The sequence below is a fragment of the Streptomyces flaveolus genome (genome assembly GCF_000716535.1).
GTDB classification, from domain to species: Bacteria; Actinomycetota; Actinomycetes; order Streptomycetales; family Streptomycetaceae; genus Streptomyces; species Streptomyces flaveolus_A.
This window is the reverse complement of record NZ_JNWV01000010.1, coordinates 162,799-175,485: the sequence shown is the minus strand read 5'-3', so window position 1 is coordinate 175,485 and position 12,687 is coordinate 162,799. Positions and strand designations below refer to the sequence as shown.

Annotated in this window: 9 protein-coding genes and 1 tRNA gene; 8 read left to right on the top strand and 2 right to left on the bottom strand. The window is 69.9% G+C overall.

The window, feature by feature from the left end; translation table 11 throughout:
* Positions 1 to 3 precede the first annotated feature (3 nt).
* Positions 4 to 1,686 (bottom strand): thiamine pyrophosphate-binding protein, encoded by a 1,683-nt coding sequence (locus OO52_RS12690; RefSeq protein WP_030643473.1) that lies wholly within the window; start codon positions 1,684 to 1,686, stop codon positions 4 to 6.
* A 267-nt stretch (positions 1,687 to 1,953) separates the two neighbouring features.
* Here OO52_RS12690 and sucC point away from each other — a divergent pair, with 267 nt between their 5' ends.
* The 4 genes from sucC to OO52_RS12670 all read left to right on the top strand — a co-directional run bounded on the left by sucC (position 1,954) and on the right by OO52_RS12670 (position 5,947).
* Positions 1,954 to 3,084 carry an ADP-forming succinate--CoA ligase subunit beta gene (gene sucC, locus OO52_RS12685; protein ID WP_030643471.1) on the top strand — a complete coding sequence of 377 codons (1,131 nt, stop codon included), beginning with the start codon at positions 1,954 to 1,956 and terminating at the stop codon, positions 3,082 to 3,084.
* Positions 3,085 to 3,095: 11 nt separating this feature from the next.
* Entirely contained in the window at positions 3,096 to 3,977 is an 882-nt protein-coding gene (gene sucD / locus OO52_RS12680; RefSeq protein WP_030643469.1) for a succinate--CoA ligase subunit alpha, read from the top strand.
* Positions 3,978 to 4,124: 147 nt separating this feature from the next.
* Entirely contained in the window at positions 4,125 to 5,699 is a 1,575-nt protein-coding gene (locus OO52_RS12675) for an aldehyde dehydrogenase family protein (RefSeq protein ID WP_030643467.1), read from the top strand.
* Between the two features lie 163 nt (positions 5,700 to 5,862).
* A tRNA-Leu gene (locus OO52_RS12670) sits at positions 5,863 to 5,947 on the top strand.
* A gap of 233 nt (positions 5,948 to 6,180) precedes the next feature.
* On the opposite strand, the gene OO52_RS12665 is transcribed toward OO52_RS12670, so the two are convergent.
* The gene (locus tag OO52_RS12665; protein ID WP_030643465.1) at positions 6,181 to 7,392 is read right to left on the bottom strand and encodes a phospholipase D-like domain-containing protein; all 1,212 of its coding nucleotides are present in this window, start codon (positions 7,390 to 7,392) and stop codon (positions 6,181 to 6,183) included.
* A gap of 593 nt (positions 7,393 to 7,985) precedes the next feature.
* On the opposite strand from OO52_RS12665, the gene OO52_RS12660 reads away from it, so the two are divergent.
* Genes OO52_RS12660 through OO52_RS12645 form a run of 4 tightly spaced genes read left to right on the top strand, consistent with a single transcriptional unit; the run spans position 7,986 to position 12,559 of the window.
* Complete coding sequence (locus tag OO52_RS12660) at positions 7,986 to 9,302, top strand: ABC transporter substrate-binding protein (RefSeq protein WP_030643463.1); 1,317 nt, start codon at positions 7,986 to 7,988, stop codon at positions 9,300 to 9,302.
* Positions 9,303 to 9,307: 5 nt separating this feature from the next.
* Positions 9,308 to 10,294, top strand: a complete 987-nt coding sequence (locus OO52_RS12655) for a carbohydrate ABC transporter permease (protein WP_030643461.1) — start codon at positions 9,308 to 9,310, stop codon at positions 10,292 to 10,294.
* A 31-nt stretch (positions 10,295 to 10,325) separates the two neighbouring features.
* Positions 10,326 to 11,165: a carbohydrate ABC transporter permease gene (locus tag OO52_RS12650; RefSeq protein ID WP_030643459.1), complete on the top strand. Its 840-nt coding sequence runs from the start codon at positions 10,326 to 10,328 to the stop codon at positions 11,163 to 11,165.
* Between the two features lie 29 nt (positions 11,166 to 11,194).
* Positions 11,195 to 12,559, top strand: coding sequence for a GH1 family beta-glucosidase (locus tag OO52_RS12645; RefSeq protein WP_030643450.1), 1,365 nt, complete (start codon positions 11,195 to 11,197; stop codon positions 12,557 to 12,559).
* Positions 12,560 to 12,687 lie beyond the last annotated feature (128 nt).

The following is a 12,687-nucleotide window of genomic DNA, read 5'->3' as shown; positions in this document are numbered from 1 at the left end:
ACCTCACTTGTACATGGTCTGGTTCATGGTTCCGGGGGCGTACGCGTCCGGGTCGACCCAGACGTTGATCAGCGACGGCTTGCCGGACTCGCGGGCCCGGCGCAGGGCGGGGCCGATGTCGGCGGGGTCGCGGACCTCCTCGCCGTAACCGCCGAGGATCTGCGCGAACTTGTCGTACGGGACGTCGCCGAGGGTGTTGCCGATCCGTTCGCGGTCCTTGCCGTACTTGGCGGCCTGGCCGTAACGGATCTGGTTCATCGAGGAGTTGTTGCCGACGATCCCGACGAACGGGAGGTCGTAGCGGACGAGGGTCTCGAAGTCCCAGCCGGTGAGCGAGAAGGCGCCGTCCCCGAAGAGGGCGACCACCTCCTTGTCGGGGCGGGCCTGCTTGGCGGCGAGCACGAACGGGATGCCGACGCCGAGGGTGCCGAGGGGGCCCGGGTCCATCCAGTGGCCGGGCGACTTGGGCTGGACGACCTGCCCGGAGAAGGTGACGATGTCGCCGCCGTCGCCGATGTAGATCGAGTCCTCGGTCAGGAAGTCGTTGATCTCGCTGACCAGCCGGTACGGGTGGATCGGGGAGGCGTCGGACCGCAGCTGCGGCAGCCGCTTCTCGATCGCCGCCTGCTCGGCCGCGCGCAGTTCGTCGAGCCACTCCTTGCGCCGGGCCGCACCGCCGCCCGGCCGCCCGGCGGCGGCCTCCGTCACCGACTTCAGCACCAGGCCGGCGTCGCCGACGATGCCGAGGCCGATGTCGCGGTTCTTGCCGACGGTGCGGTAGTCGAGGTCGATCTGCACGACCGTGGCGTCGGGGGAGAGGCGTTTGCCGTAGCCCATGCGGAAGTCGAACGGGGTGCCGACGATGACGATGACGTCGGCGTTGGAGAAGGCGTAGCGGCGGGAGAGCTGGAAGTGGTGCGGGTCGCCGGGCGGGAGCGTGCCGCGTCCGGCGCCGTTCATGTACGCCGGGACGTTCAGGGTGCGCACCAGCTCGATCGCCGCCTCGGTGCCCCGGGTCGTCCACACCTGGCTGCCCAGCAGGATCGCCGGCTTCTCGGCGTGGACGAGCAGGTCGGCGAGCTTCTCGATCGCCTCCGGGTCACCGGCCGAGCGGGTCGAGGCCCGGTAGGCGCCGGGCTGCGGGACACGGGCCCTGGCGACCGGCACCTTCGCGTCGAGGACGTCCCGGGGGATCTCCAGGAAGGAGGGGCCGGGTGCGCCGTGGTAGCACTCGCGGAAGGCCATCGACACCATGTCCGCCGCGCGGGCCGTGTCCGGCACCGCCGCCGCGAACTTGGTGATCGGCGTCATCATGTCGACGTGCGGCAGGTCCTGCAAGGACCCCATCTTGTGCTGCGTGAGCGCGCCCTGACCACCGATCAGGAGCATCGGGGACTCGGCGCGGAAGGCGTTGGCGACCCCGGTGACGGCGTCGGTCGTCCCGGGCCCCGCGGTGACCACCGCACAGCCCGGCTTGCCGGTGATACGGGCGTAGCCGTCGGCGGCGTGCGCGGCGACCTGCTCGTGGCGGACGTCGACGACTTCTATTCCCTCGTCCACGCAGCCGTCGTAGATGTCGATGATGTGGCCGCCGCACAGGGTGTAGATGCGGTCGACGCCTTCGGCCTTCAGGGCCTTGGCAACGAGATGGCCACCGGAGATCACGTCCTGGGTGTCGTCGGGCATGGCGAAGTCCCGTCCCTTTCGTAGGAGTTTGGGCGGCTCGCGGGGCAGAGGATGCGTACAGCGGTGCATACAGCGGTGCGTACGGCGTTACTACAGCGGCAGGCTGTATGCAGTAGATTGCATACAGTCGACGAATACTGTATGAAGCTTGTTATCCCGCATCCAGTGGGCGGTGTCCAGGGGGCGCACACAGTTTTCGGTCATCGGTGTCCGGTCCATTCCAGTCACCGGAGCGCGCGCGATGATCCCCGCAGACAGGAGCCGGTCATGGACCTGTACGAACACCAGGCACGACAGCTCTTCCAGGACCACGGCATCCCGGTGCCGCGGGCCGAGGTCACCCGGTCGCCCAAGGAGGCGCGGGAGATCGCCCGGCGGCTCGGCGGCCGGGCCGTGGTCAAGGCACAGGTGAAGACGGGCGGGCGCGGCAAGGCGGGCGGAGTCCGGCTCGTCGCCGACCCCGCAGCCGCCGAACTGACGGCCCGGCAGATCCTCGGCATGGACATCAAAGGCCACCGGGTCCGCACCCTGATGTTGGCCGAACCGGTCGACATCGCCGAGGAGTTCTACGTCTCCTACGTCCTGGACCGCGCGGCCGGCGGCTTCCTCGCCATCGCCTCCGCGCAGGGCGGGGTGGACATCGAGGAGGTGGCCGCGAACCACCCGGAGGCCGTGGCGCGCATCCCGGTCGACCGGGCCGAGGGCGTCACCTCCGCCAAGGCGGGGGAGATCGCGAGTGCCGCCGGGCTGCCGCCGCAGACCGCCGACGTCCTCATCCGGCTGTGGCAGGTGCTGGTCGACGAGGACGCCCTGCTGGTCGAGGTCAACCCGCTCGTGCGCACCGCCCAGGGACACGTCCTCGCCCTCGACGGCAAGGTCACCCTGGACGACAACGCACGCTTCCGGCAGACTCGTTGGGGCGCCGAGCCCGAGGAGCACCGGGATCCGCTGGAGACCGAGGCGGCCGCCCGCGGGATCAACTACGTCAAGCTCGACGGCGAGGTCGGGATCATCGGCAACGGCGCCGGCCTCGTCATGTCGACCCTCGACGTGGTCGCCGGCTGCGGCGCCCGCCCCGCCGACTTCCTCGACATCGGCGGCGGAGCCTCGGCGGAGGTCATGGCCGACGCGCTCTCGGTGGTGCTCGCCGACCCCGCCGTGCGCAGCGTCCTCGTCAACGTCTTCGGCGGGATCACCGCCTGCGACACCGTCGCCGACGGCATCCTGGCGGCGGTCGACCGCATCCAGCCCACCAAGCCGCTCGTCGTGCGCCTCGACGGCAACAACGCCGCCCGCGGCCGGGCGATCCTCGACGCCCGCGCGCACCCGCTGGTCGAACAGGTCGCCACCATGGACGGCGCCGCCCGCCGGGCCGCCGAACTCGCCCACACCGCCTGAGGAGTCCGGACATGGCCATCCACCTCACCACGGAGAGCAAGATCCTCGTCCAGGGCATGACCGGCGCCGAGGGCATGAAGCACACCCGGCGCATGCTCGCGGCCGGCACGAACGTCGTCGGCGGCGTCAACCCGCGCAAGGCCGGCCGTACCGTCGACGTCGACGGGCACCCGCTGCCCGTCTTCGGCTCGGTCGCCGACGGCATGCGCGCGACCGGCGCCGACGTCAGCGTCGTCTTCGTCCCGCCCGCCTTCGCCAAGGCGGCCGTCACCGAGGCCGCCGACGCCCGGATCCCGCTGGCCGTCGTCATCACCGAGGGCATCCCGGTCCACGACACCGTCGCCTTCACCGCGTACGCGCGGCAGCGGGGCACGCGGATCATCGGGCCCAACTGCCCCGGCCTGATCTCCCCGGGCCAGTCGAACGCGGGCATCATCCCCGCCGACATCGCCAAGCCCGGCCGCATCGGCCTGGTCTCCAAATCGGGCACCCTCACCTACCAGCTCATGTACGAGCTGCGCGACACCGGCTTCTCCACCTGCGTCGGCATCGGCGGTGACCCCGTCGTCGGCACCAGCCACATCGACTGCCTGGCCGCGTTCCAGGACGACCCCGACACCGAACTGATCGTCCTGATCGGGGAGATCGGCGGCGACGCGGAGGAACGGGCCGCCGCCTACATCCGCGACCACGTCACCAAGCCCGTCGTCGGCTACATCGCCGGGTTCACCGCGCCCGAGGGCCGCACCATGGGCCACGCCGGCGCCATCGTCTCCGGCTCCACCGGCACCGCCCGCGCCAAACAGGAGGCCCTGGAGGCGGCCGGGGTGCGGGTGGGCCGTACCCCTACGGAGACGGCCCGCGCGGTGCTGGAGACGCTGCGGCAGGGCTGAGCGCAGGCGCGTGCTTCCCGCACCGCCACCTCCTGAGCAAAGGCAGGTACCCCGCCTCCCGCCAGGAGGCGGGGACCTCGCCTCCCGAGAGAAGGCAGGTACCTCCCCGCACCCTCCATCCCCGCCCAGCAAGAGCGGAGACCACGCATGGCACCCACCCTCACCCCACAGCCCCCGACCCCTCCTCCCGTCGCACTCCTCAAACCCGGCACCTCCTACGCCGACGCCTGGCAGCGCTGTCTCACGGTCGCCCCCGAGGCCTTCCGGGAACAGGCCGCCGGCAATCTGTGGGCCGGTGTCTGGCGCCCCGACGGCCGGACACTGCCCGCCACCACCCCGGTCGACGGCACCCCCATCGCCGGCGCGCCCCGCCTGGACGGCGACACCGCCCAGCAGGCCGTACGCGCCGCCCTGGACCAGCACCGCGCCTGGCGGCACATCCCGCTGCCCGAACGGCGGGCCCGCGTCGCCGCCACCCTGGACGCGCTCGCCGAGCACCGCGAACTGCTCGCCCTGCTGCTCGTCTGGGAGATCGGCAAGCCCTGGCGGCTCGCGCTCGCGGACGTGGACCGGGCGATCGACGGCGTGCGCTGGTACGTCGACGGGATCGAACCGATGCTCGCGGGCCGGGCCCCGCTGGACGGGCCCGTGTCCAACATCGCCAGCTGGAACTACCCGATGAGCGTGCTCGTGCACGCCGCTCTCGTGCAGGCGCTGGCGGGCAACGCGGTCATCGCCAAGACCCCGACCGACGGCGGTGTGGCGTGCCTCACCCTCGCCGCGGCGCTGGCCGCCCGCGAGGGGGTGCCCCTGACCCTGGTCGGCGGCAGCGGACGCGAGCTGAACCAGGCGCTGGTGCGGGCGCCGGAGATCGGCTGCGTGTCCTTCGTCGGAGGCCGCGACACCGGCGCGACCGTCGCCACCGCCGTCGCTGACCTCGGCAAACGGCACATCCTGGAACAGGAGGGCCTGAACACCTGGGGCATCTGGGACTTCTCCGACTGGGCGGCGCTCACCGCCGTCGTCCCGCGGCTCTTCGACTACGGCAAACAGCGCTGCACCGCCTACCCGCGCTTCGTCGTCCAGCGCTCCCTCTTCGACGCGTTCCTCGCCGCCTACCTGCCGGCGGTCCGGGCCGTCCGCGTCGGCCACCCGCTCGCCGTGGCCGACCCGGCCGACCCGCTCCCCGAACTGGACTTCGGACCACTGATCAACGCGGCCAAGGCCAAGGAGCTGACCGACCAGGTGGCCGAGGCCGTCGACCGGGGTGCCGTGCCGCTGTACCGGGGCCGGCCGGACGAGGCGCGCTTCCTGCCGGGGCAGGACACCTCCGCCTACGTCCACCCGGTCACCCTGCTCGGCCCGCCGCCGTCCTCCCCGCTGCACCACGCCGAGCCCTTCGGTCCGGTCGACACGATTGTCCTCGTCGACACCGAGGCCGAGCTGCTGGCCGCGATGAACGCGTCCAACGGCGCGCTGGTGGCCACGCTCGCCACGGACGACCGGGCCACCTACGACCGGCTCGCCCCACAGATCCGCGCCTTCAAGACCGGGCACGGCGTCCCCCGCTCCCGCGGCGACCGGGACGAGCTGTTCGGCGGGTTCGGCGCGTCCTGGCGCGGCGCGTTCGTGGGCGGTGAGCTTCTGGTGCGGTCCGTGACCCGGGGTCCGGCGGGGGAGCGGCTGCCCGGGAACTTCCCGGAGTACCAGCTCATGCCCTGACTCTCACGTTCGGCACACAGGACCTCGCGCGCTGTATACCGTCGGCAATCCCGCGTCCCGCCTCGCCCGGCGGACGGATACGCAGGTGAAACGCACTCCGAAACCTTGGTATTGTTGTCCATGTCGCCGCGCGGAACGCACCCCGCAAGGCGGCAGACACCTGGTCCGGGTGGCGGAATGGCAGACGCGCTAGCTTGAGGTGCTAGTGCCCTTTATCGGGCGTGGGGGTTCAAGTCCCCCCTCGGACACTCGCTGTGGCGAAACGAGAGCGAGGGCCTCGACCTGACGGTCACGGCCCTCGTTGCGTTGTCGTGAGGGATGGCGACCCCCGGGCTTGGGATGCGCTGTGTGACGTCTCCGAAGCTCGCGGTGATCGCGAGACTCCCGCCACGGTGCGGTCCTGGGCGGCTCCACCACAGCGGGGTCTCACCATGAGCGCCGCCGGGCCGGGTCCCGGCGTGGGCCGGCCGGCGGCGCTGGTTCAGCTTCCGGCGCAGTAGGTCATCAGCGTGTCATGGTTGGCCTTGTACTGGTCGTAGACCGCCGAGTTGTCGATCTTCAGCAGCGTTTCGTCGTTGGCCCGCAGCGCCGAGTAGGTGTAGTTGTGGCTTCCGGTCCACACCAGCTTGCGGTTGGCGACCCCGTCGTACGTTCCCTGGATCAGCAGGTACTTGGAGTGCACCCCGATCTTGTACGTGCCGTCGGGGCTGTTCTCGTAGCACTCCACCCGCTTGGTCAGCTTGCCGTAGAGGGTGTCCGTCACGGCCTGGCTCATGGAACCCGGTGCGCCGTCGGCGGCCAGGTAGACCGAGCACCCCGAGTTCACCAGGCTGACCAGCTTCTGGGCGACCTCGTCGCGACTGAAGAGGTTCATGCCCACGCGGATCTGGGTGCCTCCGGAACAACTGACGTTGTCCAGGATCAGTTTGACGGTGTCGGTGCTCGCGTCGTTGCTCCACGACGTGCCGGATGCCTCGTGACGGGGGAAGAAGTAGGCCTTGTACGGGCCGGTGGAGCTGGTCGGCGTCGTGTAGTAGTCGTCGTCGCCCGACGAGGAGGACCCGTAGCGGAGCAGGTCCGAGAAGTACGACTGGTAGATGCCGTACAGGCCGGAGTCCGGGATCGTCACGGCGTTGTTGAAGTAGGTGGTGCGCTGCGAGGTGGTCATGTTGTGCGAGGTCTGCACCACCACGTTGCTCGCGCCGCCCACGTTGGAGAACAGCCAGAACTTGTTGTGGTTGATCGCGGGATCGCCGGAGGTGAGCTCCCGGTCCCCGATGCAGCCGCGAGCGCTGGGGCAGGCCATCACCCACGACGACTGGGTGCGGTCGGTGCCCAGGCCGTCTTTCAGGGTGGTGTACTCGCCCCCGCTCATGGTGGTGGTGGTGTCGTCCACGATGATGCGGACCTTGACGCCTCGCGCCTTCGCGTTGACCAGCGCCTGGGCGGCCGTGTCGTCGGTGAACGTGTAGGCCGCGGCCGTGATCGACTCCCCGGCGGGGGTGGCGTTGATCAGGCTGACGATGTAGTCGCGGATCCGGTTCTGGTCGGCGGTGGTACCTGACGGGTCGTTGAAGACGGCCGAGGTGGTGACCGTGACGGCGGCGTGGGCCGGGCTGGAGATAATCAGAAGGGTTGCGGGGAGGAGGACAGCCGTCAGGACTGCCTTCCATTTCTTCGTCAGTCGACGCACAACGATCCCTTCGCACGGCGGATTGGGTGCGAGCGTATGCCAGCAACACACGCCAGAAAAAGGCCCGTTCACGCCCACTCGTCGCGAGAGCCGGGGCGGGCGCTCCCGGTGCCCGTACCAGCCACTCGTTCCCGACCGTGCCGTTCGGCCGGTCCGGCCTCCGACCGCAGGCCGGGCGGGAGAGGGAGCGGCCACGGCCAGGCTTCGCCGTGAGGGTCTGACAAGGGACCACTCCCCGTGTCGCATTGGGCGTTTTGGAATGGTTCCTCCTGCTCAACCCGCTCTTCCTCGCCGGCTTCGCGCTCCTCGCCGACGCGCCCGCCCCTGCGGTGGTCCGCGCACCCTCTCGGCGTCACCATCGGCTTGTCCCTCGCCCCTCGGCGCCGTGGCCATCGACGTCCGGGGCCTCACCGCCCCGCGCCGGCTGGGCGCCTGTCTGGCCGCCGTAGGCCTCCGCACGGTCCTCCCTGAACCGCGCCGCGGCCGGCCCGCTCGGGAAGCCTTGTCGAATCCCTTGACGATCGCCCCTCCGACGGATTAACTCACGTCCTAAATTAAGTCATGAGTGCAATCCCTGAAGGGACCCGGGAGCCATGCGCAGCATCCGAGCCGCGGCCGTAGGCGCCGTCACCCTGTCTCTCGCCCTCGCGGCCACGGCCTGCGGAGGCGGATCGTCCAACAACGGCGGGTCGAACGACTCACCCAAGACGCTGACGTACTGGGCTTCCAACCAGGGCGCGAGCGTCGCCGTGGACAAGCAGGTTCTCCAGCCCGAGCTCGACAAGTTCGAGAAGCAGACCGGCATCAAGGTCAAGCTGGAGGTCGTGCCCTGGTCGGACCTGCTCAACCGGATCCTCACCGCGACCACCTCCGGCCAGGGCCCGGACGTGCTGAACATCGGCAACACCTGGAGCGCCTCCCTGCAGGCGACCGGCGGGCTGCTGTCGTGGGACGAGAAGAACTTCGCCAAGATAGGCGGCAAGGAGCGGTTCTCCGAGACCGCGCTCGGCTCCACCGGTGTCCAGGGCAAGGACCCGGCCGCCGTGCCCCTGTACTCGATGGCGTACGCCCTCTACTACAACAAGAAGATCTTCGCCGACGCCGGGATCAGCAAGCCCCCGGCCACCTGGGACGAACTGGTCGCCGACGGCAAGAAGATCAAGGCCAAGGGCAAGTCCGTACTCGGCGCCGAGGGCGCGAACCTGTCGGAGAACATCCACCACGTCTTCGTCTTCGCCAAGCAGCACGGCGCCGACTTCTTCACCGCCGACGGCAAGCCGGACTTCACCAACCCCAAGGTCGTCGAGGCGGTCAAGAGCTACGTCGACCTGATGGCCAAGGACAAGGTCATCCCGGACGGCGACGCCGAGTACGCGCAGAACCAGTCCGTCAGCGACTTCGCCAAGGGCAAGCAGGCGATGCTGCTGTGGCAGTCCGCCGCCTCCAACCTCAAGTCCCAGGGCATGAGCGAGGACGCCTACGGTGTCGCGCCGGTGCCGGTCATCTCCGGGACGCCCGGCGCCGGCACCCAGGTGAACTCGGCGGTCATGGGCATCAACATCGCCGTCTTCAAGAACACGCACAACCTCGACGGCGCCACGAAGTTCGTGAAGTTCATGACCTCCGACGCCGAGCAGAAGATCCTGAACACGGCCTACACCTCCATCCCGCCGGTCAAGGCCGCCCAGGGCGACCAGGCGTTCAACGCGCCGGACACCGCGGTGCTGAAGGACACCCTCGCCAAGAGCGCCGCCGCGCTGCCGCAGGTGCCGTCCGAGTCGCAGTTCGAGACGGCGGTCGGTACGGCCGTCAAGGAGCTGTTCGCCGACGCCGCGGCCGGACGCGCCGTGACCACCGACTCGGTCAAGGCCAAGCTGGAGAAGGCCCAGCAGCAGATGCCGGCGGCGTGACCACGATGACGACCACCGCACTGAAGGAACCGGTGCGCGAGACGTCCCCCGGTGCGGCGCGCGAGAACCGCCGCCGCACCGGGCGGATCAGACGCGTCTCCCTGCCGTACCTGCTCCTGCTGCCCGCCCTGCTCCTCGAACTCCTCGTCCACCTGGTGCCGATGGCGATCGGCATCGTGATGAGCTTCAAGCAGCTCACCCAGTTCTACATCCGTGACTGGGGCACCGCCCCCTGGAACGGCTTCGACAACTACAAGGTGTCGGTGGACTTCGACGCCCCCGTCGGCAAGGCCCTGCTCCAGTCCTTCGGCATCACCGTCGGCTTCACCCTGCTGTCGGTCGGCCTGTGCTGGCTGATCGGCACGGCCGCCGCCGTCTACATGCAGGACACCTTCCGGGGGCGCGGCCTGCTGCGCGCCCTGTTCCTGGTGCCGTACGCGCTGCCCGTCTACGCGGCGGTCATCACCTGGGTGTTCATGTTCCAGCACGACAACGGCCTGGTGAACCACGTGCTGCACGACCAGCTGCACCTCACCGACAAGCCGTCCTTCTGGCTCATCGGCGACAACAGCTTCTACGCCCTGCTCACCGTGTCCGTGTGGAAGGGCTGGCCGTTCGCGTTCCTCATCGTGACGGCCGGCCTGCAGAACATCCCCCGGGAGCTGTACGAAGCCGCAGCGCTGGACGGCGCCGGGATGTGGCAGCAGATCCGCCGCATCACCCTGCCGTCGCTGCGCCCGGTCAACCAGGTGCTGATCCTGGTGCTGTTCCTGTGGACGTTCAACGACTTCAACACGCCGTACGTGCTGTTCGGCAAGGCCGCTCCCGAGGCCGCCGACCTCATCTCGGTGCACATCTACCAGTCCTCGTTCGTCGCCTGGAACTTCGGCACCGGCTCGGCCATGTCCGTCCTGCTGCTGCTGTTCCTGCTCGTGGTGACGGGCGGGTACCTGTTGCTGACCTCGCGCGGACGGAGGGCCTCCGATGCGTAACCCGTCGCTGGCGCCCCCACGCAACTCGCCCATGGCGCCCCCGCGTTCGTTCCTGTGGTCGCGCAGGGTGTTCCTCACCCTGCTCGGCGGGTTCGTGCTGATCCCGGTGTACGTGATGGTCTCCAGCTCGCTGAAGCCGCTCGCCGACGTCACCGGAAAGTTCCGCTGGCTGCCCAGCGAGCTGACCATCCGGCCGTACATCGACATCTGGTCGACCGTGCCGCTCGCGAAGTACTTCATGAACTCGCTGATCGTGGCGGGTGCGGCGACCGTCTGCTCGGTGGTCATCGCCGTGTTCGCGGCCTACGCCGTCAGCCGTTACGAATTCCGGGGCAAGCGCGTCTTCACGGTCACCGTGCTGTCCACGCAGATGCTCCCGGGCATCCTCTTCCTGCTCCCGCTCTTCCTGATCTACGTCAACATCGGCAACGCCACCGGCATCGCCCTGTTCGGCTCCCGCGGCGGGCTGATCCTGACGTACCTCACCTTCTCGCTGCCGTTCTCCATCTGGATGCTGATCGGCTACTTCGACTCGGTGCCGCGCGACCTGGACGAGGCGGCGCTCGTGGACGGCTGCGGCCCGTTCGGCGCGCTGTTCCGGGTCGTCGTACCGGCCGCGATTCCGGGCATCGTCGCGGTGGCCGTCTACGCCTTCATGACCGCCTGGGGAGAGGTGCTGTTCGCCTCGGTCATGACCAACGACACCACCCGCACCCTCGCCGTCGGCCTCCAGGGCTACTCCACCCTGTACGACGTCTACTGGAACCAGATCATGGCCGCCTCGCTGGTGGTCAGCGTGCCCGTGGTGGCCGGCTTCCTGCTGTTGCAGCGCTATCTCGTCGCGGGTCTGACGGCGGGCGCCGTCAAGTGACCCACACCCCTGATCCCGAAGGGACTTCCGTGTCCGAAGCCATCGACCTCGCCGCCCTCCCGCACGACTTTCTGTGGGGTACGGCCACAGCGGCGTACCAGATCGAGGGAGCCGTCGCCGAGGACGGCCGTTCGCCCTCGATCTGGGACACCTTCTCGCACACCCCGGGGCAGATCGCGAACGACGACAACGGCGACGTCGCCTGCGACCACTACCACCGCTGGCGCGAGGACATCGGCCTGATGGGGCAACTCGGCGTCAACGCCTACCGGTTGTCCGTGGCCTGGCCACGGGTGGTCCCGGGAGGCACCGGCCCGGCGAACCCCAAGGGACTCGCCTTCTACGACGAGTTGGTGGACGCGCTGCTGGAGGCGGGCATCACCCCGTCCGTCACGCTCTACCACTGGGACCTGCCGCAGGCGCTCCAGGACCGTGGCGGCTGGCCGGAGCGGGACACCGCCCTCGCCTTCGCCGAGTACGCCTCCGTCGTCGCCGAACGCCTCGGCGACCGGGTCAAGCTCTGGGCCACCCTCAACGAGCCGTCCTGCTCGGCCTGGATCGGCCATCTCGAAGGCACGATGGCGCCGGGCTGGACCGACCTCACCGCCGCCGTCCGCGCCTCCTGCCACCTGCTCCTCGGCCACGGCCTCGCCACCCAGGCGATCCGCGCCGCCGCCCCCGGAGCGCAGGTCGGCATCGTCAACAACCTCTCCACCGTGCACCCGGCCTCCGACCGCCCCGAGGACCTGGCGGCGGCCCGCCGGCACGACGGCCACGTCAACCGGTGGTGGCTCGACCCGGTGCACGGCCGCGGCTTCCCCGCCGACATGGTGGAGACCTACGGCGTCGAACTCCCGGTGGACGACGCCGACCTGGCCACGATCGCCGCCCCGCTCGACTGGCTCGGCCTGAACTACTACTTCCCGGCGTACGTCGCCGACGACCCCGAGGGGCCCGCGCCGTACGCCCGTTCCGTCCGCCGCGACGGCGTCCCGCGCACCGGCATGGACTGGGAGATCGACGCGTCCGGGATCGAGACGCTGCTGCTGAGGCTCACCGAGGAGTACGGCGCCCGGAAGATCTACGTCACCGAGAACGGCTCCGCCTTCCCGGACGTCGTCCGCCCCGACGGCAGCGTCGACGACCCCGAGCGCCAGGACTACCTGGAGCGCCATCTCGCCGCCTGCGCCTCCGCCGCCCGCAAGGGCGCCCCGCTGGCCGGCTACTTCGCCTGGTCGCTGCTGGACAACTTCGAGTGGGCGTACGGCTACGACAAACGGTTCGGCCTGGTCCACGTCGACTACCGCACCCAGGTCCGCACGATCAAGGGCAGCGGCCGCCGGTACGCGGACATCGTCCGCGTCCACCGCGGCCAGACGCGCCGGGCCGCCTGAGCCCGGCCCGGACGGCCGGTGGACACGACTGGGGAGTTCGTGTCCACCGGCCAGCCCCGCACGTTCCCCCAGGGATGTCATGTACATGACGTGAGTCACGAAGCGCACCTCCACCCCACAAGGAGAGC